We start from the raw sequence: 23732 nt of genomic DNA on the forward strand, positions 1-23732 counted from the left end.
ATGCAAAATATTTTGCTAGTAGACGGCTATAATATGATTGGGGCTTGGGTGGAGTTACGCCCTTTACGTGATAAAAGTTTAGAAGATGCCCGTGACCGTTTAGTAGAATTGCTGGCTGAATATAAAGCGGCAATGGGATGGCGGGTTATTATTGTGTTTGATGCTTATCTCGTGCCTGGTACTGAAAAATTGTATATGAAACACGATCTGGAAGTAATATTTACGCGAAAAAATGAAACAGCTGATGAGCGTATAGAGAAGTTAACGAATGAGTTAAAGGGTAGGAAGGTGCAAATTCATGTTGCAACTTCTGATATGACTGAGCAAAATGTAGTATTTGGACAAGGGGCATTGCGCAAATCAGCTCGTGAGTTGGAAATTGAAATGCAAATTATTAAAACTAAAATTTCATCAAAAGTGAAAAAGACACAAGTAGAGAAGCCTGCTTCGCGCATTCCTTTATCGAAAGATGTGGAGCTTGTCTTTGAAAAATGGCGACGAGGCTTAAAGTAGAATGATAGATATTTTGCTTTAGCAAGAAATTTCTAGATTTTATTATCTATCTAGTTCAATTATACTATTGCTAACGATTCTTAAGTGACTGAGGTGAAGCGATTGCTTAAAAGTAGTAAGATGCCAACCATACAGCAATTTGAAGAGCTTTCTGATGAGGAACTTGTAGAACAAGTTCGTCTAGGGAATACAGATGCGCTAGATTTTTTAATAACAAAATATCGCTTATTTGTGAAAGCGAAAGCAAGGTCTTATTTTCTTGTTGGTGCTGACAAAGAAGATATCATACAAGAGGGTATGATTGGTCTGTACAAGGCGATACGTGATTTTAAAGGGGACAAGCTTGCTTCGTTTAGAGCGTTCGCTGAGCTATGTGTTACGAGACAAATTATTACAGCAATTAAAACTGCCACACGACAAAAACATATTCCGCTCAATTCCTATGTGTCGCTAGATAAGCCGATTTATGATGAGGAGTCTGAACGGACCTTGATGGATATTATTACTAGTCCGCTATCGGACGATCCGATGCATGCAATGATTAATCGAGAAGAATTCAACTACTTAGAAGAAAAAATGAGTGAAGTATTAAGTGAGCTTGAGCAGCAAGTACTTGCACTTTATTTAGAAGGTCGATCCTATTTTGAGATTTCTGAATTGTTGAATCGCCATGTCAAATCAATTGATAATGCGTTGCAAAGAGTAAAGCGAAAGTTGGAACGCCATTTAGAAGCTGAGGGTATTCGTTAACACGAGAAGCTTGTTGACAGCATCATTGTAAGGTGTTAGTCTTGAAAAGACAAAATGCCGAAAAGGTGATATGGATGGCAAAAAGAGTCATTATAAGCTGTGGGAAATGTGGTTCAAGAAACTATACAATGCCCGCTAAAGAAGGTACAACAAAGCGATTAGAGCTCAAGAAATTTTGTGCGCACTGCAATGAACATACGATGCATAAACAGACAATATAGAAGATAATATTGATTTTGGAGGTTAGGCTAGAATGAGTAAAGTAACAACTTTTCTACAAGAAGTAGGCTCAGAAATGAGAAAAACAAGCTGGCCAAAAAGTAAAGAGCTAACAAAATACACAGTTGTTGTTATTGTAACAGTTATTTTTATGGCTTTATATTTTTCGGTAGTTGATCTTGGAGTCTCAGAGCTATTCCGTTGGTTCTTAAGTTTGTAAAAAAATATTGATATTTATGAAATAGCCCGTCCATAGCAATAACGGGTTTTTTCATTTGCCGAAATAATTATGTAAAAATAAGAAGGAGGGGCGGACGAAAAGTCCTTGCAACTATGGAGAAAAATTGGTATGTAGTTCATACGTATTCAGGTTATGAAAATCGCGTAAAAGCAAATTTAGAAAAACGTGTCGAAACAATGGGAATGCAAGATAAAATTTTCCGTGTTATCGTTCCAGAACAAGAAGAAGTTGATGTAAAAGAAGATGGTAAAAAGCGCACGGTAATGCGAAAAGTTTTCCCTGGTTATGTGTTGGTGGAAATCATTATGACGGATGATTCTTGGTATGTTGTCCGTAATACACCAGGTGTGACAGGCTTTATAGGTTCTTCGGGCGGTGGAGCAAAGCCGACGCCATTATTACCTGAAGAGGCTGAACGTCTACTTGCTCAAATGGGTATGAAAGATACAGCTATCGGTGATGTTGCCTTAGAGGTTGGCGAGGTTGTCGAAGTGTTAGAAGGGCCATTCGCTCACTTCCAAGGAAGAGTAGAAGAAGTGGATGTTGAAAAATCGAAAGTTAAAGTTAGCGTAGATATGTTTGGGCGCGAAACAATAATGGAGCTTAGCTTCGAACAAATTCGTAAAATTTAGTCTTAATTCAGCTTAGGTAAAAACACCTGTTGAGCTACGGTGTGATAAATGAGATTTTTTCGAGCATGCATTGATTAAAAGTAAAAATCATGATGCGTGCAAATATTTGTAATGCTTAAGGTGCAAAATAAACTCGAAAACAATAAATTTGAATTTGATTATTATTTGTGCTTGCGTATATGCTATAAAAGTGATATCATTTCATAGGTCAGACTGTAAATTGTTTTCAGTCGACAATTGATAGATTTTTAATGTTATCGGCAAATTAGCTGACAGACAGATATTTGAGTGGGAGGGGCAACCCAATTACCACATCACGGACTTAAGGAGGTGTGTCTCGTGGCTAAAAAAGTTATTAAAGTTGTAAAACTTCAAATCCCTGCTGGTAAAGCTAACCCAGCTCCACCGGTTGGTCCTGCACTAGGTCAAGCAGGTGTTAACATCATGGGATTCTGTAAGGAGTTCAATGCTCGCACTGCTGATCAAGCAGGTTTAATCATCCCTGTTGAGATTTCAGTATTCGAAGATCGTTCATTCACTTTCATTACGAAAACTCCACCAGCAGCAGTTCTACTTAAAGTAGCAGCTGGTATCCAATCTGGATCTGGTGAACCAAACCGTAAAAAAGTAGCGACGGTTAAACGTGATAAAGTTCGCGAAATCGCTGAACAAAAAATGCCAGACCTTAACGCTGCATCAGTTGAAGCAGCTATGTTAATGGTTGAAGGTACTGCACGTAGCATGGGTATTGTAATCGAAGACTAATTCCCATTTACTTGATGATGCATTTGTTTTTGGAAGGTTGCGGCACTTAAGTAGTGCGCAACCTTTATTCGTGGGAGGTAAAATTCCGCTATAACCACAATCAAGGAGGAAATTATAATGGCTAAAAAAGGTAAAAAACTGCAAGATGCAGCTAAATTAATCGACCGTACACAATTATATTCTGTAGAAGAAGCAATCGCGCTAGCTCAAAAAACTAGCACTGTAAACTTCGATGCAACTGTGGAGGTAGCGTTCCGTCTAGGAATCGACACTCGTAAAAACGACCAACAAATCCGTGGTGCAGTAGTACTTCCACACGGTACTGGTAAAACTCAACGCGTATTAGTTTTCGCTAAAGGTGAAAAACTTAAAGAAGCTGAAGCTGCTGGTGCAGACTATGTAGGTGATGCTGAATATATCCAAAAAATCCAACAAGGCTGGTTCGACTTCGATGTAATCGTAGCTACTCCAGATATGATGGGTGAAGTTGGTAAACTTGGTCGTGTATTAGGTCCAAAAGGCTTAATGCCAAACCCAAAAACAGGTACAGTTACTTTCGACGTAACAAAAGCTATCGAAGAAATTAAAGCTGGTAAAGTAGAATACCGTGCAGCGAAAGATGGTATTATCCACGCTCCTATCGGTAAAGCTTCTTTCGAAACAGGCAAATTAGTAGAAAACTTCTTAGCTGTATTTGATGTAGTTCAAAAAGCAAAACCTGCTGCAGCTAAAGGTACTTACATGAAATCTGTAAACGTAACAACTACAATGGGTCCTGCTGTTAAAATTGATGCAGCTAACGTAGTAGTTAAATAATAAAAAACAGTTGACAACAAACCAACCATTTGCTAATATGGTTTCTGTTGTGAATTATCCATTTGTACCGTAGACAGTAGGGGGGCTTTATGCGCTTAATATTCCTACCGAGGACAACGGAATTCGGAATCTTTTTAAGATGATGACTTTCTGCCTCTATGTCTATTTAGATATAGAGGCTTTCTTTTGTCGGTATAAATGACTCATTCTAATAGGAGGTGTCATCAAATGAGCAAAGCTGTTGAAGCTAAAAAAGTTCAAGTACAAGAAATCGCTGACAAGTTCCAAGCTGCTGCATCTGTAGTAGTAGTTGACTATCGCGGTCTTACTGTTGGTCAAGTAACAGAACTTCGTAAACAACTTCGTGAAGCTGGCGTAGAGTTCAAAGTATACAAAAACACTTTAACTCGTCGTGCTGCTGAGGTTGCAAACGTTGCAGGAATTAATGAACACTTAACAGGTCCAAACGCTATCGCATTCTCAAATGAAGATGTTGTAGCACCAGCTAAAATTATTAACGAATTCGCTAAAAAGAACGAAGCGTTAGAAATTAAAGCAGGTATTATCGAGGGTACTGTTGCATCACTTGAAGATGTTAAAGCTCTTGCAGAACTTCCATCGCGCGAAGGTCTACTTTCTATGCTTTTATCTGTACTTCAAGCACCAATGCGCAACTTCGCACTTGCAACGAAAGCAGTTGCAGACCAAAAAGAAGAGCAAGGAGCTTAATTGCTGCCGTTCTTCACACAAAATCGGCTTAATTGCCTAAAACTTAAAACATAACCTAATGTAGGAGGAAATTAAAATGAACAATGAGCAAATCTTAGAAGCTATCAAAGCTATGACAGTTCTTGAATTAAACGATTTAGTAAAAGCAATCGAAGAAGAATTCGGTGTAACAGCGGCTGCTCCTGTAGCTGTAGTTGCTGGTGGTGCTGCAGGCGCTGCTGAAGAAAAATCTGAATTTGATGTAGTATTAGCTAGCGCTGGTGCTGAAAAAATCAAAGTAATCAAAGTGGTTCGTGAAATCACTGGTTTAGGCTTAAAAGAAGCTAAAGAAGTTGTAGACAACGCTCCTAAAGCTCTTAAAGAAGGCGTTTCTAAAGAAGAAGCTGAAGAAATCAAAGGCAAACTTGAAGAAGTTGGCGCTTCTGTAGAAGTTAAGTAATTTCTTGCTAGCATCTATTAAATAGACAAGCTCGTCATATGACGGGCTTGTTTTTTTACCTAATTCTTTTTAGTAAGGAGGCGCTACTAGGTGTCAGAGCACTATTATTCTAATAAGCCGCAAGTTGAAAGTAAGCCGCGTAGATGGAAGTTCACATTGCTTGGTTCGGAGTTTACATTTGAAACGGATGCGGGTGTTTTTAGTAAAAGTGAAGTAGATTTTGGCTCCCGTGTATTAATTGACACATTTGAAATGCCTGCGGTTAAAGGGGCGGTCATGGACATTGGGTGTGGATATGGACCGATTGGCTTGGCGTTAGCGAAGGTGCATCAAGATCGCTTTATTTACATGGTGGATATTAATTCACGTGCGGTAGCATTAGCGCAAAAAAATGCAGAAGTGAACGGGATTCAAAATGTACAAATTATCGAAAGTGATGGACTAGCAAACGTAGCGCCCCAAACGGAAGTTGCGGCTATTTTAACCAATCCTCCCATTCGTGCCGGTAAGGAAACGATTTTTAAGTTTTATGACGAGGCATATAATATGCTGGTAGCTGGTGGTGAGCTGTGGGTTGTTATTCAAAAGAAGCAGGGCGCTCCATCGACAGTTAGTCATTTAGAAGAGAAGTTTGTTGAAGTAGAAGTTGTTGAGAAGAAAAAAGGATACTGGATTGTGCGCGCGAAAAAATAGTTCACAGTAAAATGTAAACCTATTTGGTGGGTGAATTATATTTCTGTCAAATAAAAAGAAGTCAATCTACTCTAAAATATTGACTTGACAAATTGACTGTGATAATATAATAAAATGCAAAATTATTATTTTGAGGAAGTATGCCCTTTTGTGTAATTTTAATTTTAAGTAGGGTGTGTTTTACAAGAATTTTTTGTATCAAAGTGTTAGCACATGCGCTTTCTGTTGCAAAAGCAGAGCGTCAGCAACAACGCAGCAACTGTTTTTTGTACCGAAAGCAACGCGTCAGGTACAGATACAGAAGACTCCTACCTCTAAGGTGGCGAGATAAGTGCTTAGTTTGCTTTTTTTCAGCGAGAGTTCCAACTTTCGTTGAATTAAGATAAAGCCTCTGGCAAATGTCACAGGTTTTTTAGGAGAGTTTTATAAGCTCACTCGAAAAAATCTGTATACAATTACGCCGGGGCGTAATTGATTTTAACCGAAAATGAGCTTTTAATAAAGACTCGTTTTCTTTTTGTCTTTCGAAATCATACACCATTTGTATGGTTTTGCAAAGACCTATTATCGCTTTATTGAGGGGTGAATGAGTTGACAGGTCAACTAGTTCAGTACGGACGACACCGCCAGCGCAGAAGTTTTGCGCGTATTAAAGAGGTGCTTGAGCTTCCGAATTTAATCGAGATTCAAACAGCATCTTATGAGTGGTTCTTTGCAGAAGGATTGCGTGAAATGTTCCACGACATTTCTCCAATCGAAGATTTTACAGGTAATCTTTCACTTGAATTCGTCGATTATGCTTTAGGGGAACCAAAGTATGATGTGGATGAGTGTAAAGAACGTGACGTAACGTACGCCGCACCATTGCGTGTAAAAGTACGTTTGCACAACAAGGAAACAGACGAAGTAAAAGAGCAAGATGTCTTTATGGGGGATTTCCCTTTAATGACGGAAACAGGCACGTTTATTATTAATGGTGCCGAGCGCGTTATCGTTTCACAGTTAGTCCGTTCACCAAGTGTTTACTTCCATGATAAAACGGACAAAAACGGTAAAAAAGGCTTTGGTGCAACAGTTATTCCAAACCGTGGTGCGTGGCTTGAATATGAAACGGACGCAAAAGACGTTATTTACGTTCGTATCGACCGTACACGTAAACTTCCGGTTACAGTTTTACTGCGTGCATTAGGTTTTGGTTCAGATCAAGAAATTATCGATATTATCGGTGATAATGAATATTTACGTAATACGTTAGAAAAAGATAACACAGAAAGCACAGAAAAAGCGCTTCTTGAAATTTATGAGCGTCTACGTCCAGGTGAGCCACCTACAGTAGAAAGTGCAAAAAGCTTATTATATTCACGCTTCTTCGATGCAAAACGCTATGATTTAGCGAATGTTGGTCGCTATAAAATGAATAAAAAGCTGCATATTAAAAATCGTTTATTTAACCAAACGATTGCAGAAACATTAGCTGACCCAGAAACAGGCGAAATTTTAGTTGAAAAAGGTACTGTCCTTGACCGACGCACACTAGATAAGATAATTCCTTATTTAGAAAACGGCATCGGCTTCCGCAAGTTATCACAAGTTGGTGGTGTGTTAGAGGACGATATTACAATTCAAACTATCAAAATTTATGCGCCAAACGATGAAGCACAAAAAGAAATCAACGTTATTTCAAATGCTTATATTGATGAAGAAGTGAAAAACATCGTTCCGGCTGATATTTTAGCTTCAGTTTCTTATTTCTTCAATTTACTTTATGGCGTTGGTAATACAGACGATATCGACCATTTAGGAAACCGTCGTATCCGTTCAGTTGGTGAGTTATTACAAAACCAATTCCGTATCGGTTTATCTCGTATGGAGCGTGTTGTACGTGAACGTATGTCAATTAACGACACAGCGTCAATCGTACCACAGCAATTAATCAATATTCGTCCGGTAATTGCATCTATTAAAGAGTTCTTTGGTAGCTCTCAATTATCGCAATTCATGGATCAAACAAATCCGCTTGCAGAATTAACGAACAAGCGCCGTTTATCAGCATTAGGACCAGGTGGTTTAACACGTGAGCGTGCTGGTATGGAAGTGCGTGACGTTCACTATTCTCACTACGGTCGTATGTGTCCAATTGAAACGCCAGAGGGTCCAAACATTGGTTTAATTAACTCGCTTTCATCATTTGCGAAAATTAATAAATTCGGCTTTATCGAAACACCATATCGCCGTGTAGATCCTGATACTGGTCAAGTAACAGAGCAAATCGATTACTTAACAGCTGATGAAGAAGATAACTACGTAGTAGCACAAGCTAACTCAATCTTAAATGAAGATGGTACATTTGCAAAAGATGAAATCGTAGGACGCTTCCGAGGCGATAACACGGTATTCAAAAAAGACAAAATTGACTATATGGACGTATCACCAAGACAGGTAGTGTCTGTTGCGACAGCATGTATTCCTTTCTTAGAGAACGATGACTCGAACCGTGCATTAATGGGCGCAAACATGCAACGTCAAGCTGTTCCATTATTAAATCCAGAGGCGCCTTTCGTAGGTACTGGTATGGAGCATGTTGATGCGCGTGACTCAGGTGCTGCTGTTGTAGCTAAGTACGATGGTATTGTTGAGCACGTCGAAGCACGTTCAATTCACGTACGTCGTATTGAAACAATTGACGGTAAAGAAGTTAAAGGCGATTTAACGAAGTATAAAGTTCAAAAATTTGTTCGTTCTAACCAAGGTACATCATATAACCAGCGTCCAATCGTAAAAGTTGGCGACCGTGTGAAGCCAAAAGATATTTTGGCAGATGGTCCTTCTATGGAAAGAGGCGAGTTAGCGCTTGGGCGCAACGTATTAGTAGCCTTCATGACATGGGATGGTTTCAACTATGAAGATGCTGTTATTATGAGTGAACGTCTAGTAAAAGACGATGTATACACTTCCGTGCATATTGAAGAATATGAATCAGAGTCTCGTGATACAAAGCTTGGACCTGAAGAAATTACACGTGATATTCCAAACGTTGGGGAAGACGCGTTACGTAATTTAGATGAGCGTGGTATTATTCGTATCGGTGCAGAAGTGCGCGATGGCGATATTCTTGTAGGTAAAGTAACGCCTAAAGGGGTTACTGAATTAACTGCAGAAGAACGCTTATTACATGCAATCTTTGGTGAAAAAGCACGTGAGGTTCGTGACACGTCTCTACGTGTACCACACGGAGCTGGTGGTATTGTACTTGACGTTAAAGTCTTCAACCGTGAAGATGGTGATGAATTACCACCAGGTGTAAACCAATTAGTTCGTGCGTATATTGTTCAAAAACGTAAAATCCGCGTTGGGGACAAAATGGCCGGACGTCACGGTAACAAAGGTGTAATTTCACGTATCTTACCAGAGGAAGATATGCCGTTTATGCCAGACGGTACACCTGTTGACATCATGTTAAACCCACTTGGCGTACCTTCACGTATGAATATCGGACAAGTGCTAGAGCTACATTTAGGTATGGCTTCACGTTACTTAGGTATTCATATGGCAACACCAGTATTTGACGGTGCTAATGAAGAAGACGTTTGGGAAACGATGGAAGAAGCGGGTATGGACCGTGATGGTAAAACGATTTTATATGATGGACGTTCAGGTGAGCCATTTGATAACCGTGTATCAGTAGGTATCATGTATATGATTAAACTTGCACACATGGTTGATGATAAGCTACATGCACGTTCAACAGGACCATACTCACTTGTAACGCAACAACCGCTTGGTGGTAAAGCACAATTCGGTGGTCAGCGCTTTGGTGAGATGGAAGTTTGGGCACTTGAAGCATATGGTGCTGCGTACACATTACAAGAAATTTTAACTGTTAAATCAGATGACGTTGTAGGTCGTGTGAAAACATACGAAGCTATCGTTAAAGGTGAAAGTGTACCGGAGCCAGGTGTTCCTGAGTCATTTAAAGTATTAATTAAAGAGCTTCAATCTTTAGGTATGGATGTAAAAATGCTAACAATCAACGATGAAGAAGTAGAGCTTCGCGATCTTGATGAAGAAGACGATCTTCAGCCAGCTGATGCATTAAACATTGTACCAACGGATGAAGAAGACGATGCAGTAGAAACAGTGGAATAATCTGTAACGGGCAGGTATTTGCCCTGCCCGTTTTTTGCAATAAATGAAAACGATGATAAATGTCGAGCTACGGAAAGGTCTTTATAAAGACTTAGACTAAAGGGAGGTAGGCTCCTTGATAGACGTTAATGAATTTGAATATATGAAAATCGGCTTAGCTTCTCCAGATAAGATTCGATCTTGGTCATATGGTGAAGTGAAGAAGCCAGAAACAATCAACTACCGTACATTAAAGCCAGAAAAGGATGGTCTTTTCTGTGAGCGCATTTTCGGACCTACAAAGGACTGGGAATGTCATTGTGGTAAATATAAACGCGTTCGCTATAAAGGTGTTGTTTGTGATCGCTGTGGTGTAGAAGTTACACGTGCAAAAGTACGTCGTGAACGTATGGGACATATTGAGCTAGCAGCTCCTGTTTCTCATATTTGGTACTTTAAAGGAATTCCTAGCCGTATGGGTCTTATTTTAGATATGTCTCCACGCGCGCTTGAGGAAGTTATTTATTTTGCGTCATACGTAGTAATTGACCCTGCTGATACAAATTTAGAAAGCAAGCAACTGCTTTCTGAAAAAGAATACCGTGCTTACCGTGAAAAATTCGGTGCAACATTTGAAGCAGCGATGGGTGCAGAAGCAATCAAAAAGTTACTTGAAAAAATCGACCTTGAAGGCGAAACAGTAACATTAAAAGAGGAATTAAAAACAGCTCAAGGACAACGCCGTACACGCGCGATTAAACGCCTTGAAGTAGTGGAATCATTCCGTAACTCTGGCAATAAACCAGAATGGATGATTTTGGATGTACTACCTGTTATTCCGCCAGAGCTTCGTCCGATGGTTCAATTAGATGGTGGACGTTTTGCAACTTCAGACTTAAACGATCTTTACCGTCGTGTAATTAACCGTAATAACCGTTTAAAACGTTTATTAGACCTTGGTGCCCCAAGCATCATCGTACAAAACGAAAAACGTATGTTACAAGAAGCGGTAGATGCTTTAATTGACAACGGTCGCCGTGGTCGTCCAGTAACGGGTCCTGGTAACCGTCCTTTAAAATCACTTTCACATATGCTGAAAGGGAAACAAGGTCGCTTCCGTCAAAACTTACTAGGTAAACGTGTAGACTATTCTGGTCGTTCGGTTATCGTAGTAGGACCAAACTTAAAAATGTACCAATGTGGTCTTCCAAAAGAGATGGCAATCGAACTATTTAAGCCTTTCGTAATGAAGGAATTAGTAGAGCGTGGCCTAGCTCATAACATTAAGAGTGCGAAACGCAAAATCGAGCGTTTACACAACGAGGTTTGGGATGTATTAGAGGATGTTATTCGTGAGCATCCAGTACTGCTAAACCGTGCACCGACGCTTCACCGACTTGGTATCCAAGCGTTCGAGCCTACATTAGTAGAGGGTCGTGCAATTCGTCTACATCCACTAGTATGTACAGCTTATAATGCTGACTTCGATGGTGACCAAATGGCAGTTCACGTTCCACTATCAGCAGAAGCGCAAGCAGAAGCACGTTTATTAATGTTAGCAGCACAAAATATTTTAAACCCTAAAGATGGTAAACCAGTAGTTACACCATCTCAAGATATGGTATTAGGTAACTATTACTTAACACTTGAGCGTGAAAATGCTCGTGGTGAAGGATCTGTTTTCTATGGTCCAGACGAAGTGTTAATTGCATATCAAAACGGTCATGTTCATTTACACACGCGTATTGCTATCCATGCAAGCTCTGTTCATAATGAAACATTTACTGAAGAACAAAATAAAATGTTCTTATTAACAACTGTTGGTAAAGTAATTTTCAATGAGATTTTACCAGAATCATTCCCGTATATTAACGAGCCAACAGATGTAAACCTAGAGCAAAAAACGCCTGAAAAATACTTTGTAAAATTAGCAATTGATGCTGAACAAATGGCTGAATTGGAAGCGACTGAAGGCTATGCTGATTTATCAGAAGCTGAAAAAGTTGATGCACAACGCAAAGCAGTTTTACAAAAATACTTTGCATCTGTGCCAGTAGTGCCTCCATTCCGCAAAAAGTTCCTTGGTAATGTCATTGCCGAAGTATTTAAACGATTCCACATTACGGAAACATCAAAAATGTTAGACCGTATGAAGGATTTAGGCTTTAAACATTCTACTCGTGCGGGTATTACGGTAGGGGTATCTGATATCGTCGTATTACCAGATAAAGGTGTTATCTTAGAAGAGGCACAGGCAAAAGTAGATAAAGTAATGGTTCAATTCCGTCGTGGTTTAATTACGGAAGAGGAACGTTATGATCGTGTTATCTCTAGCTGGTCAGCAGCGAAAGATGAAATTCAATCTAAACTGATGAAATCGTTAGAGAAAACGAACCCAATCTTTATGATGTCTGACTCAGGAGCTCGTGGTAACGCATCGAACTTTACGCAGTTAGCAGGTATGCGTGGTCTGATGGCCAACCCGGCTGGTCGAATCATCGAGTTACCTATTAAATCTTCATTCCGTGAAGGTTTAACAGTATTAGAGTACTTCATTTCTACACACGGTGCGCGTAAAGGTCTTGCCGATACAGCACTAAAAACAGCCGACTCAGGTTACTTAACTCGACGTTTAGTAGACGTTGCACAAGATGTAATCGTACGTGAGGATGACTGTGGTACTGACCGCGGTTTATTAATCGGTGCGTTAATGGAAGGCAACGAGCTAATCGAAGCGTTGGAAGAGCGTGTAGTAGGTCGTTATGCAAAGAAAACAATTCACCACCCTGAAACAGGCGCAGTAATTTTAGAACGTGACGGTTTAATTACGCAAGATATAGCACGTGCAATTGATGATGCAGGTATCGAGCAAATAACAATCCGTTCTGCATTTACATGTAATACAAAGCATGGTGTGTGTAAAAAATGCTATGGTATGAACTTAGCTACAGGTGAAGAGGTTGAAGTAGGTGAGGCGGTAGGTATTATCGCAGCTCAATCAATCGGTGAGCCTGGTACACAGTTAACGATGCGTACATTCCATACAGGTGGGGTAGCCGGAAACGATATTACAATGGGTCTTCCTCGTATCCAAGAAATTTTCGAATCGCGTAACCCTAAAGGGCAAGCGGTTATTTCTGAAATTGCTGGGGTAGTATCAGATATCGATGAAATTCGTGAAGGCTTGAAAGAAATTACTGTACAAGGTGAAGTTGAAACACGTAAGTATCAAGCGCCTTACAATGCACGCTTAAAAGTACAGTTAAATGATACAGTTGAGCCAGGACAGTTACTAACTGAAGGTTCGATTGATCCTAAGCAATTATTAAAAGTAAAAGACGTATCTACAGTACAAGAATATTTACTAAAAGAAGTGCAAAAAGTATACCGTATGCAAGGGGTAGAAATTGGAGATAAACACATCGAAGTAATGGTTCGCCAAATGCTACGCAAAGTACGTGTAATTGAAGCTGGTGACACAGACTTATTACCGGGTTCATTATTAGACGTACATCAATTTGCCGAAGCTAATGCAGATATTATTTTGAGTGGCAAAAATCCAGCAACATGCCGCCCTGTTATTCTTGGTATTACAAAGGCTTCTCTGGAAACAGAATCATTCTTATCAGCAGCATCGTTCCAAGAAACAACTCGTGTGTTAACAGATGCAGCAATTAAAGGTAAGCGTGATGAGCTTCTTGGTCTGAAGGAAAATGTAATTATCGGTAAGCTTGTGCCAGCTGGTACTGGTATGCAACGCTACCGTCAAATCCGTATTGAGCAGGACGCTGAAACGGAAGAAGAACTAACTTCAGCTGAGTAATTCCAATTCCGGTAGAGAGCTATTCTCTGCCGGAGTTTTTTTAGATAATAGTTGACAGGTGCAAGTAGAGGATGATAATATATTTAAGGTTGATAGTTAACTGTCTATGCTTTGGGGGATATGCAAATGTCTTATAATAAAGTAAAGGCTAGTCAAACAATCATAGGTACAAAGCAAGCAGTGAAAGCAATGCGTGCTGGTCAAGTTACAGAGCTTTTTGTCGCACTCGATGCAGACAGTTGGGTAACCGATCCGGCCATTCTTCTCGCGAAAGAAATCGGCATACCAATTACTTTGGTCGAGTCAAAAAAAGAACTTGGGAAAGCTTGCGGCATTCATGTTGGAGCTGCGGTTATTGCGATTACTGCGATGTAGTTTTTGTGTAGTATACACAAAGACTTTGTTTTTACCCTAAAAATGAACCACCTGGATGTGTGGTATTAACAAGGAATGAACGAAGGGAGGAAAAATCGATGCCTACAATTAACCAATTGGTCCGTAAGCCTCGTAAATCAAAAAGCACGAAATCAAATTCACCAGCGTTAAACAAAGGATATAACTCATTTAAAAAATCTTTAACTGATGTTAAATCTCCACAAAAACGTGGTGTTTGTACTCGTGTAGGTACTATGACGCCTAAAAAACCTAACTCAGCGTTACGTAAATACGCTCGTGTACGTTTAAGCAACCTAATCGAGGTTACAGCGTACATCCCAGGTGAAGGCCACAACTTACAAGAGCACAGTGTTGTTCTTATCCGTGGCGGTCGTGTAAAAGACTTACCGGGTGTTCGTTATCATATCGTACGTGGTGCTCTTGATACTGCTGGTGTAAACGGTCGTATGCAATCACGTTCTTTATATGGTGCAAAACGCCCTAAAGAAAAGAAATAATTAAAAATTTATTTATCACTTGAAAGGAGGAAAACACATGCCTCGTAAAGGTCCTGTTTCCAAACGTGACGTGTTACCAGATCCACTTTATAATTCAAAGCTAGTAACTCGTTTAATCAATAAAATGATGATTGATGGTAAAAGAGGTACTTCTCAAAAGATTTTATACGGTGCGTTTGAATTAGTAAAAGAACGTTCTGGTAACGATCCAATTGAAGTATTTGAAGCTGCATTAAACAACGTAATGCCAGTTTTAGAAGTACGCGCTCGCCGTGTAGGTGGATCTAACTACCAAGTACCAGTTGAAGTACGTCCAGAGCGTCGTACTACATTAGGTCTTCGTTATTTAGTAAACTACTCTCGTCTTCGTGGTGAAAAAACTATGGAAGAGCGTTTAGCAAACGAAATCTTAGATGCATCAAACAACACTGGTGCTTCAGTTAAGAAACGTGAAGATATGCACAAAATGGCAGAAGCGAACAAAGCATTTGCTCACTACCGTTGGTAATATTCTTTACGCTAGCTAACAATTCTTAGACAGTCTTAACCGAAAACGGAAGGAGAAATTTCCTATGAAACGCGAATTCTCATTAGAGAATACTCGTAATATTGGAATCATGGCTCATATTGACGCTGGTAAAACAACGACAACTGAGCGTATCCTTTATTACACTGGTAAGATCCACAAAATTGGTGAAACTCACGATGGTGGAGCTCAAATGGACTGGATGGAGCAAGAGCAAGAGCGTGGTATTACAATCACTTCTGCCGCTACAACAGCTCAATGGGCAGGTCATCGTATTAACATCATCGATACACCAGGACACGTAGACTTCACTGTAGAAGTAGAACGTTCTTTACGTGTACTTGATGGTGCGGTAACAGTACTAGATGCTCAATCTGGTGTTGAACCACAAACTGAAACTGTATGGCGTCAAGCGACTACTTACGGTGTACCACGTATTGTATTCATTAACAAAATGGACAAAATGGGTGCAAACTTCTTATATTCTGTAGGAACTTTACACGATCGTTTACAAGCGAACGCACACCCAATCCAATTACCAATCGGTGCTGAAGATGAATTCAAAGGTATCATCGATTTAGTAGAAATGAACGCTACTTTCTATGGTAACGACTTAGGTACTGAAGTTACTGTTGGCGAAATCCCAGCAGACATGATGGACCAAGCTGAAGAGTACCGTGAGAAATTAATCGATGCTGTTGCAAGTGTTGATGAAGATCTTATGGAAAAATACTTAGAAGGCGAAGAAATTACTGTTGCTGAATTAAAAGCAGCTATCCGTAAAGCAACAATCGCGGTAGAATTCTACCCTGTTCTTTGTGGTACAGCATTCAAACACAAAGGTGTTCGTAAAATGCTTGATGCAGCGGTTGATTTCCTTCCAGCTCCAACAGATGTACCAGCTATTAAAGGTACTTCAGTTGATGGCGACGATGAAATCATTCGTCATTCTTCAGACGAAGAGCCATTCTCAGCTCTTGCGTTCAAAGTTATGACGGATCCATTCGTTGGTAAATTAACATTCTTCCGTGTGTACTCAGGTACTTTAGAGTCTGGTTCATACGTACAAAACTCTACAAAAGGTAAACGTGAGCGTGTAGGTCGTATCCTTCAAATGCATGCGAACAGCCGTGAAGAAATTTCAAAAGTATTCGCTGGTGATATCGCTGCAGCTGTTGGTCTTAAAGACACAACTACTGGTGACACTTTATGTGACGAGAAAAATCTTGTTATTTTAGAGTCTATGGAATTCCCAGAGCCAGTAATCTCTTTATCTGTAGAGCCTAAATCAAAAGCTGACCAAGATAAAATGGGTCAAGCTCTTGTAAAATTACAAGAAGAAGATCCAACTTTCCGTGCTCACACTGACCAAGAAACTGGTCAAACAATTATCTCTGGTATGGGTGAGTTACACTTAGACATCCTAGTTGACCGTATGAAACGTGAATTTAAAGTTGAATGTAACGTAGGTGCTCCAATGGTATCTTACCGTGAGACATTCCGTGGTTCAGCACAAGTTCAAGGTAAATTTACTCGTCAATCAGGTGGTCGTGGTCAATACGGTGACGTTTGGATTGAATTCTCTCCAAACGAAGAAGGTAAAGGCTTCGAGTTCGAAAACGCTATCGTTGGTGGTGTAGTACCACGTGAATATATTCCAGCAGTAGAAGCAGGTCTTCGTGACTCGCTTGACCGCGGTGTTGTCGCTGGTTACCCATTAATCGATATTAAAGCGAAATTATTTGATGGTTCTTACCATGATGTTGACTCGAATGAGATGGCATTCAAAATTGCTGCTTCTATGGCATTAAAAGCTGCTGCATCTAAATGTAGTCCAGTAATTTTAGAGCCAATGATGAAAGTTGAAGTTGTAATTCCAGAAGAGTACCTTGGTGATATCATGGGTAACGTTACTGCTCGTCGTGGACGTGTAGAAGGTATGGACGCTCGTGGTAACTCTCAAGTAGTACGCGCAATGGTTCCACTATCTGAAATGTTCGGATATGCAACAACTTTACGTTCTGCAACACAAGGTCGCGGTGTATTCTCAATGGTGTTTGATCACTATGAAGAAGTACCAAAATCAATTGCAGAAGAAATCATCAAAAAAAATAAAGGTGAATAATTGAAATTTCATCTTGCATAAAGTATAACTAATTTGTAAGCTATGATTGACTGGCTTAAGCTGGGCCCGGTTTAAGCCAGCGTTCATAACATAAAAAACTAAAACATAGATTATAGGAGGCTTTCTCTAATGGCTAAAGAAAAATTTGACCGTTCGAAAACGCATGCTAATATTGGTACAATCGGACACGTTGACCATGGTAAAACAACTTTAACTGCTGCAATTGCAACAGTATTATCAAAACGTTTAGGTGGAGAAGCAAAATCTTACGCTGACGTTGATAACGCTCCAGAAGAAAAAGAGCGTGGTATTACAATCAATACTTCACATATCGAGTATGAAACTGAATCACGTCACTATGCACACGTTGACTGCCCAGGACACGCTGACTATGTTAAAAACATGATCACTGGTGCTGCTCAAATGGATGGCGGTATCTTAGTAGTATCTGCTGCTGATGGTCCAATGCCACAAACTCGTGAGCACATCCTTTTATCTCGTCAAGTAGGTGTACCTTACTTAGTAGTATTCATGAACAAATGTGATATGGTTGATGACGAAGAATTATTAGAATTAGTAGAAATGGAAATCCGTGACCTACTTTCTGAATATGACTTCCCAGGCGATGACCTACCAGTAATCAAAGGTTCTGCTCTTAAAGCTCTTGAAGGTGAGCCAGAGTGGGAAGAAAAAATCGTTGAATTAATGGACGCTGTAGATAACTATATCCCAACTCCAGAACGTCAAACTGACAAACCATTCATGATGCCAGTAGAGGACGTATTCTCTATCACTGGTCGTGGTACAGTAGCAACTGGCCGTGTTGAACGTGGTCAAGTTAAAGTTGGTGACGTAGTAGAAATCATCGGTATCGCTGAAGAAGCTAAATCTACAACTGTAACTGGTGTAGAAATGTTCCGTAAATTATTAGACTACGCTGAAGCTGGTGACAACATCGGTGCATTACTTCGTGGTGTAGCTCGTGAAGATATCCAACGTGGTCAAGTATTAGCTAAACCAGGCTCAATCACTCCACACACAAACTTCAAAGCAGAAGTTTACGTTTTATCAAAAGAAGAGGGTGGCCGTCATACTCCATTCTTCTCTAACTACCGTCCACAGTTCTACTTCCGTACAACTGACGTGACTGGTATTTGTAACTTACCAGAAGGCGTAGAAATGGTTATGCCTGGCGATAACATCGAAATGACAGTAGAACTTATCGCTCCAATCGCACTTGAAGAAGGTACTAAGTTCTCTATCCGTGAGGGTGGCCGTACTGTAGGTGCTGGTGTAGTTGCTTCTATCCAAAAATAATTGATTTAATTAAAACCTCAAGGGGACGCTCTTGAGGTTTTTCTTTTGCATTCAAACGCTTTTGAATTTATCTTGATTTAGAGGGTGTTCAAACATCCTCTAAATCAAGATAAAGCCTCCAGTCGGTATCGCAGATTTTGAAGAAGATTTTTTGGTTTTCTGGAGAAATCAGGACACAATTACACCGAGGTAAAATCAATTATAAAGTTAAAGCGAGGGGATTCATTATGAAAATTTTTTTAGTGGAAGACGACACTTCAATATTCCATTTAATAGAGGAACGGTTACAACAATGGTCTTTAAATGTAATAGGACCAAAGGATTTTCAGAAAGTGATGAATGATTTTAAGAAAGAAAACCCACAGCTTGTCATTATTGATATTCAGTTACCAGCTTACGATGGGTTTCATTGGTGTCGAGAAATTCGTGCTGTATCTAATGTACCTATTTTGTTTTTATCATCAAGGGATCATCCAATGGATATGGTAATGGCGATGCAGCTAGGTGCTGACGATTTTATACAAAAGCCATTCCATATGGATGTACTTATAGCAAAAATACAGGCTTTGTTACGACGTACATACGATTATCAACAACAGGTGCAGCAAGTAATTAGTTGGCAGGCAGCACTAATTGATTACGAACGAGGGATTCTTACGTACAATGATAATCAAATTGAATTCACAAAAAATGAACTGTTTATTTTAAAGTTGCTAGTAGAGCGAGTAGATAAAATTGTCTCGCGTGAAGAATTAATGCGCAAATTATGGGATGATGAGCGCTTTGTAAATGATAACACGTTAACAGTAAATATAAATCGCCTTCGACAAAAGCTTGAAGAAATAGGGCTGGTAGATGTTATCGTGACTAAAAAAGGCCTTGGCTATATGGCGGTGTCTAAATGATTTGGTTATATGTTAGGCAACATATTATGTGGATTGGTTTTTTTATTGGGTTACTCCTTATATGGAATATTATTTGTATGCTTGATGTTGGATTTGCTACGGTTTCTGTGGGCTATTTAAATAGCGTAGCACTTTTATTGTTTTTATTATTTTTAATTGCTCGCTATTTTTGGGAAAGACCAAGCTTGAAAAATATCCTTTATCAAAATTCACTACAGGATGTTGAAAGCTACCGATGGGACACCTATACGCACAAAATAATTGAATTGTATGAAGGGCAGAGACAGCAACAAATGCAAATTGTACAAAAAATTAAATTCGAGAAAAGTGAAGAGCAGGATGGACTTCTAGCATGGGTGCATGAAATTAAAGCACCATTAACGGCGATGAAGCTGATGCTTGAGCAATTAGATGACCCAAAAGTACGCAATCGACTGGAGCAAGAATGGCTACGCCTCCATTTATTGGTTGACCAACAATTACATCAAACTCGACTGCAAACAATTGCGGAAGATAATCGACTTGAGCCAGTAAAGCTACGCACAATTGTCTTTAAAGAAATTCGTGAATTTCAAACATGGTGCTTGGAAAAGGGGATTGGCTTCCAAATAGATGAGCTTGAGGAAATCGTTTTGACGGATGCCAAATGGCTGGGCTTTATTGTTCGACAAGTGCTGTCTAATGCCATTAAATATAGCCCAAATAATAGTGAGATTGTTGTAAATGTTACGCGTGATACGCAAGGTCACATTTTGCTAAAAATAAAGGATATGGGTCCAGGTATTCGTCCCGAAGATTTGCCGCGTATTTTTAAAAAGTCCTATACTGGCACAATAGGTAGGGAAACGAATATTGCAACTGGGATGGGGCTTTATTTGGCTAAACGGGCAGCTACATCTTTGGGGGTACTGCTTTATGTTGATTCGATTTATGGGCAAGGTACGACCGTTGTATTTAAATTTCCTTTACAGAATGAATATGTGCAAACATTCGGTATGTGACGACATTGTCACATACCGTTTATTATTGTAACGTAAAACGAACGATTTCTACTTGCGGCAACTGTACAATGTAGATACATAAGAAAAGCAGGGGGAATAAATGATGAATATTTTAACGGCTCGTAAAGTCCGTAAAACATATGGTAAACGATTAACAGCAGTCGAAGTATTAAAAGGTATAGATTTAGAGGTAAGTAAAGGTGAGTTTGTTGGAATTATGGGACCTTCAGGCTCAGGGAAAACAACGTTATTAAACGTACTTTGCTCTATTGATCATGTAACAGAAGGTATTGTAGAAATTAATGGACAAATATTACAAGAAATGAAGGAGCGTCAGCTAGCAGCTTTTAGACGTGATGCGCTAGGATTCATTTTCCAAGATTATAATTTGCTCGATACATTGACTGTGAAGGAGAATATTTTGCTTCCCTTAGCGATTAAAAAAGTTCCACACAAAGCAGCAGAACAACGTTTTCAAGAGCTGGTAGAAGTTTTACGCATTGAAGATATCGTTGCAAAATATCCAAACGAGATTTCAGGAGGGCAAAAGCAGCGGACTTCGGCAGCGCGTGCCTTGATTACAAACCCATCGATTGTCTTTGCGGACGAGCCAACAGGAGCGCTTGATTCGAAATCAGCAACGGCACTTCTGAAAAATTTAGAGCAAATAAATCAGCAGCGCAATGTTACGATTATGATGGTTACACATGATGCGGTCGCTGCAAGCTTTTGTTCGCGCGTGTTATTTTTGAAGGATGGGGCGCTTTACACAGAGCTTTATAAGGGAGACAAAACTCGTCAGGAGTTTTTCCAGCAAATTTTAAGTACGCAAAGCGTTTTAGGCGGTGATGGCTATGACGATTAGTCGCTTAATTTCACGCTCGATGCTGAAAAACATGCGTCATTACTTTTTATATTTCTTTTCGCTAATTTTTAGTGTCACACTTTACTTTTCCTTTGTCACATTGCAATTTAATGATGAGGTATTGAAACAAGTATCAAATAGCCCAACTGCCGCTACAGGTTTTAAGGTAGCATCGTATTTGCTATATTTTATCGTATTATTTTTCGTGCTTTATGCCAATCATTTGTTTACAAAGAGACGCAGTAAAGAAATAGGAATGTATCAGCTTATTGGGATGACTAAGGGGCTAATATTTCGCTTAATTGCAGCTGAGAATATTGTGCTATTTAGCGGAGCTGTGTTAATTGGTATTATCACGGGTCTTTTAAGCTCGCGATTTTTCACGATGGTTTTAATGAAGGTTTTGGAGCAGGAAGCATTAGTTCAGTTAACATTTGATTCGAAGGCAATAATACAAACGATAATGCTTTTTAGTGTAATGTTAATTGTTATTTTGGTGCAGTTAAGCTGGATGATTCGACGCGTTTCGTTGCTATCCCTTTTTACAGCATCAAAGCAAACAGAGGAACGTGTAAAGCGCTTTAGCGTATGGCAAATGTTAATTGGGGCACTTGGCTTAGTGTTAATTGGTTGGGGTTACTATGAATCGACACAATTGTTTGCAAGTAATCAAGCGGATCGCATACTTATTAACATGCTGCTTATTTTAGCACTAACTATTGGCGGAGCATTTCTAGTATTCCGTTACTCTGTATCCTTTATTTTTAATTTACGCAGACTGTCTAAAAATGGTCATTTAACAGCGACAGATGTATTAGCAGTTACACCAATTATGCACCGCATGAAAGGGAATGCTAAGTCTTTAACGCTTATAACGGTATTAACAGCAGTATCACTAGCAATTTCAACTCTTTCTTATATTGCATATTATTCAGGTGAGAAATCAGTGAAGACAGCTGTACCTGCGGATTATGTGTTAACAACGGATAAAGGTCCAGCGTTTTTAGAATTACTAAATCAACAGGGTATTGATTATCGAGCGGTTACTTATGAAGATATTTATGTAGATTTTAATGTATCAAGCTTGCTAAAAAACGCTGCTGATATGCAAGAGTTGTTTTATGCAGAGGAGTCTACAAAAAGACTGCTATCTCAATCTACTTATGAACAATTGAAAGGAAAGATTGAATTACAGGAAGATGAAGCATTCATAACAAATATGAGTGGCTATGTTTCGAAGCTGTATGAATTTAATAAGCAAGGACAAATTGAAGTAACTATAGATTCACTAGATACGCGTTTAAATGACACGTTGAAGATTGTCGATGTGAAAGAAGAAAGCACTCTTGCTCATAATGGCAGTATGGGCGTAATTTATGCCGTACTTGTCGTGTCAGACCAGAAATATGCACAGTACAAGGAGTTTTATGGTAATCGCCATCGCGTACCACAAACGCTTGTGTTTTTAGAAAATAAAAATGATGTAGCGAAGGCGGAAGAATTATACGAACAATCAGGTGCTGATATCCGAGAAATTATTGGTGAAGGAGAAAAGCAAATTATTCGTAAACAAAATTCATATAAGCAAGAATGGCAAGACTATATGAATATTTTCGGTATGACGATTTTTATTGCAGCTTTCCTAGGGTTAGCATTTTTATTAACGACAGGAAGCATTTTGTACTTTAAGCAGATTGCTGAAGCCGATGAAGAGCAAGCAAGCTACACGACATTAAGAAAAATTGGTTTTTCTGAGCAGGATATTTTGAAGGGCATTGTTTGGAAACAAGTGTTTAACTTTGGTGTACCATTGTTAATTGGCTTATTGCATAGCTACTTTGCAGTAAAATCGGGATGGTTCCTATTTGGTACGGAGCTAGTTGTTCCGATGCTTATAATGATGGGCTTATATATACTTATGTATATGGTATTTATGCTGCTAGCAATTCAATATTATAAAAAAGTCATTAAGAGCAGTTTGTCTTAACCACACTACTTAGCTTAAAAATTTAAATTAGAAAGAACTCTTGCAGGGACTATTAAATAGGTAGAGATTAAAAATTACAGGTGTCCTAGAAATTCTAGGATGCCTGTTATTTTTATGCTGATATTTGGTTTCAGTGAGTTTTGCTGTGGTGAAATCTTTTTGAAAACGCGCTTTTTTGAATGAATATGCACAATGAGAATTTATAAGATGTTTAATAGCGAGGATTTATTACCCAAAAAGCGATTGAATATAAAGTGCTTTACATAAAAGGAGGAATTGCGGTACAGAGGACTGTATTTATTGCTTGCAATGATGGGAAATATTTTATATACTAGACAACGGCTTATAAATATAGTGAAATGTAATTA

Annotated in this window: 21 protein-coding genes and 1 other annotated feature; all 21 genes read left to right on the forward strand. The window is 39.2% G+C overall.

Going from position 1 to position 23732, the window contains the following annotated elements:
• The 21 genes from TY13_RS17180 (at position 1) to TY13_RS17275 (ending at position 23364) form a co-directional block, all read left to right on the forward strand.
• Positions 1-513 carry an NYN domain-containing protein gene (locus tag TY13_RS17180; RefSeq protein WP_042478588.1) on the forward strand — a complete coding sequence of 171 codons (513 nt, stop codon included), beginning with the start codon at positions 1-3 and terminating at the stop codon, positions 511-513.
• A gap of 120 nt (positions 514-633) precedes the next feature.
• Positions 634-1263 carry an RNA polymerase sporulation sigma factor SigH gene (gene sigH / locus TY13_RS17185; protein WP_154661634.1) on the forward strand — a complete coding sequence of 210 codons (630 nt, stop codon included), beginning with the start codon at positions 634-636 and terminating at the stop codon, positions 1261-1263.
• Between the two features lie 74 nt (positions 1264-1337).
• Entirely contained in the window at positions 1338-1484 is a 147-nt protein-coding gene (rpmG, locus tag TY13_RS20330; protein ID WP_074432980.1) for a 50S ribosomal protein L33, read from the forward strand.
• A 32-nt stretch (positions 1485-1516) separates the two neighbouring features.
• Positions 1517-1702, forward strand: coding sequence for a preprotein translocase subunit SecE (gene secE, locus TY13_RS17190; protein WP_042478592.1), 186 nt, complete (start codon positions 1517-1519; stop codon positions 1700-1702).
• A 113-nt stretch (positions 1703-1815) separates the two neighbouring features.
• On the forward strand, positions 1816-2355 hold the full coding sequence (nusG, locus tag TY13_RS17195; protein ID WP_042478594.1) for a transcription termination/antitermination protein NusG: 540 nt from the start codon (positions 1816-1818) through the stop codon (positions 2353-2355).
• Between the two features lie 339 nt (positions 2356-2694).
• A complete protein-coding gene (rplK, locus tag TY13_RS17200) occupies positions 2695-3120 on the forward strand; it encodes a 50S ribosomal protein L11 (RefSeq protein ID WP_042478596.1) in 426 nt (141 codons plus the stop codon).
• A 117-nt stretch (positions 3121-3237) separates the two neighbouring features.
• Complete coding sequence (gene rplA, locus TY13_RS17205) at positions 3238-3936, forward strand: 50S ribosomal protein L1 (RefSeq protein ID WP_042478599.1); 699 nt, start codon at positions 3238-3240, stop codon at positions 3934-3936.
• 49 nt (positions 3937-3985) lie between these two features.
• Positions 3986-4130: a sequence feature (ribosomal protein L10 leader region), on the forward strand.
• A 34-nt stretch (positions 4131-4164) separates the two neighbouring features.
• Positions 4165-4665: a 50S ribosomal protein L10 gene (rplJ, locus tag TY13_RS17210; protein ID WP_042478601.1), complete on the forward strand. Its 501-nt coding sequence runs from the start codon at positions 4165-4167 to the stop codon at positions 4663-4665.
• Between the two features lie 76 nt (positions 4666-4741).
• The gene (gene rplL, locus TY13_RS17215; protein ID WP_042478603.1) at positions 4742-5104 is read left to right on the forward strand and encodes a 50S ribosomal protein L7/L12; all 363 of its coding nucleotides are present in this window, start codon (positions 4742-4744) and stop codon (positions 5102-5104) included.
• Between the two features lie 90 nt (positions 5105-5194).
• On the forward strand, positions 5195-5797 hold the full coding sequence (locus TY13_RS17220; RefSeq protein WP_042478605.1) for a class I SAM-dependent methyltransferase: 603 nt from the start codon (positions 5195-5197) through the stop codon (positions 5795-5797).
• Positions 5798-6388: 591 nt separating this feature from the next.
• Positions 6389-9943 (forward strand): DNA-directed RNA polymerase subunit beta, encoded by a 3555-nt coding sequence (rpoB, locus tag TY13_RS17225; RefSeq protein ID WP_042478608.1) that lies wholly within the window; start codon positions 6389-6391, stop codon positions 9941-9943.
• A gap of 115 nt (positions 9944-10058) precedes the next feature.
• Positions 10059-13745 carry a DNA-directed RNA polymerase subunit beta' gene (gene rpoC, locus TY13_RS17230; protein WP_042478610.1) on the forward strand — a complete coding sequence of 1229 codons (3687 nt, stop codon included), beginning with the start codon at positions 10059-10061 and terminating at the stop codon, positions 13743-13745.
• 126 nt (positions 13746-13871) lie between these two features.
• Complete coding sequence (locus tag TY13_RS17235) at positions 13872-14120, forward strand: ribosomal L7Ae/L30e/S12e/Gadd45 family protein (protein ID WP_042478612.1); 249 nt, start codon at positions 13872-13874, stop codon at positions 14118-14120.
• Positions 14121-14218: 98 nt separating this feature from the next.
• Entirely contained in the window at positions 14219-14638 is a 420-nt protein-coding gene (gene rpsL, locus TY13_RS17240; RefSeq protein WP_042478613.1) for a 30S ribosomal protein S12, read from the forward strand.
• Positions 14639-14675: 37 nt separating this feature from the next.
• Positions 14676-15146, forward strand: coding sequence for a 30S ribosomal protein S7 (rpsG, locus tag TY13_RS17245; protein WP_042478615.1), 471 nt, complete (start codon positions 14676-14678; stop codon positions 15144-15146).
• Positions 15147-15210: 64 nt separating this feature from the next.
• Positions 15211-17289, forward strand: coding sequence for an elongation factor G (gene fusA / locus TY13_RS17250; RefSeq protein ID WP_042478617.1), 2079 nt, complete (start codon positions 15211-15213; stop codon positions 17287-17289).
• A gap of 129 nt (positions 17290-17418) precedes the next feature.
• Positions 17419-18606 (forward strand): elongation factor Tu, encoded by a 1188-nt coding sequence (tuf, locus tag TY13_RS17255; protein WP_042478619.1) that lies wholly within the window; start codon positions 17419-17421, stop codon positions 18604-18606.
• A gap of 227 nt (positions 18607-18833) precedes the next feature.
• The gene (locus TY13_RS17260; protein WP_042478621.1) at positions 18834-19511 is read left to right on the forward strand and encodes a response regulator transcription factor; all 678 of its coding nucleotides are present in this window, start codon (positions 18834-18836) and stop codon (positions 19509-19511) included.
• Positions 19508-20512, forward strand: a complete 1005-nt coding sequence (locus TY13_RS17265; protein ID WP_042478623.1) for a sensor histidine kinase — start codon at positions 19508-19510, stop codon at positions 20510-20512. Before TY13_RS17260 ends, TY13_RS17265 begins: the two co-directional genes overlap by 4 nt.
• A gap of 103 nt (positions 20513-20615) precedes the next feature.
• On the forward strand, positions 20616-21377 hold the full coding sequence (locus TY13_RS17270) for an ABC transporter ATP-binding protein (RefSeq protein ID WP_042478625.1): 762 nt from the start codon (positions 20616-20618) through the stop codon (positions 21375-21377).
• Positions 21367-23364 (forward strand): FtsX-like permease family protein, encoded by a 1998-nt coding sequence (locus TY13_RS17275; RefSeq protein ID WP_042478626.1) that lies wholly within the window; start codon positions 21367-21369, stop codon positions 23362-23364. The genes TY13_RS17270 and TY13_RS17275 overlap by 11 nt, the downstream gene beginning before the upstream one ends.
• Positions 23365-23732 lie beyond the last annotated feature (368 nt).

It is taken from the genome of Bacillus ndiopicus, assembly GCF_000612805.1.
Lineage (GTDB): Bacteria > Bacillota > Bacilli > Bacillales_A > Planococcaceae > Metasolibacillus > Metasolibacillus ndiopicus.

Coding starts and splice junctions, on each gene's coding strand:
- TY13_RS17235 (WP_042478612.1), top strand. CDS start 13,872: ATGTCTTATAATAAAGTAAAGGCTAGTCAAACAATCATAGGTACAAAG.
- TY13_RS17270 (WP_042478625.1), top strand. CDS start 20,616: ATGAATATTTTAACGGCTCGTAAAGTCCGTAAAACATATGGTAAACGA.
- secE (WP_042478592.1), top strand. CDS start 1,517: ATGAGTAAAGTAACAACTTTTCTACAAGAAGTAGGCTCAGAAATGAGA.
- rpmG (WP_074432980.1), top strand. CDS start 1,338: ATGGCAAAAAGAGTCATTATAAGCTGTGGGAAATGTGGTTCAAGAAAC.
- TY13_RS17180 (WP_042478588.1), top strand. CDS start 1: ATGCAAAATATTTTGCTAGTAGACGGCTATAATATGATTGGGGCTTGG.
- TY13_RS17265 (WP_042478623.1), top strand. CDS start 19,508: ATGATTTGGTTATATGTTAGGCAACATATTATGTGGATTGGTTTTTTT.
- rpsL (WP_042478613.1), top strand. CDS start 14,219: ATGCCTACAATTAACCAATTGGTCCGTAAGCCTCGTAAATCAAAAAGC.
- rplA (WP_042478599.1), top strand. CDS start 3,238: ATGGCTAAAAAAGGTAAAAAACTGCAAGATGCAGCTAAATTAATCGAC.
- tuf (WP_042478619.1), top strand. CDS start 17,419: ATGGCTAAAGAAAAATTTGACCGTTCGAAAACGCATGCTAATATTGGT.
- nusG (WP_042478594.1), top strand. CDS start 1,816: ATGGAGAAAAATTGGTATGTAGTTCATACGTATTCAGGTTATGAAAAT.
- TY13_RS17275 (WP_042478626.1), top strand. CDS start 21,367: ATGACGATTAGTCGCTTAATTTCACGCTCGATGCTGAAAAACATGCGT.
- rpsG (WP_042478615.1), top strand. CDS start 14,676: ATGCCTCGTAAAGGTCCTGTTTCCAAACGTGACGTGTTACCAGATCCA.
- rplJ (WP_042478601.1), top strand. CDS start 4,165: ATGAGCAAAGCTGTTGAAGCTAAAAAAGTTCAAGTACAAGAAATCGCT.
- fusA (WP_042478617.1), top strand. CDS start 15,211: ATGAAACGCGAATTCTCATTAGAGAATACTCGTAATATTGGAATCATG.
- sigH (WP_154661634.1), top strand. CDS start 634: ATGCCAACCATACAGCAATTTGAAGAGCTTTCTGATGAGGAACTTGTA.
- TY13_RS17260 (WP_042478621.1), top strand. CDS start 18,834: ATGAAAATTTTTTTAGTGGAAGACGACACTTCAATATTCCATTTAATA.
- rplL (WP_042478603.1), top strand. CDS start 4,742: ATGAACAATGAGCAAATCTTAGAAGCTATCAAAGCTATGACAGTTCTT.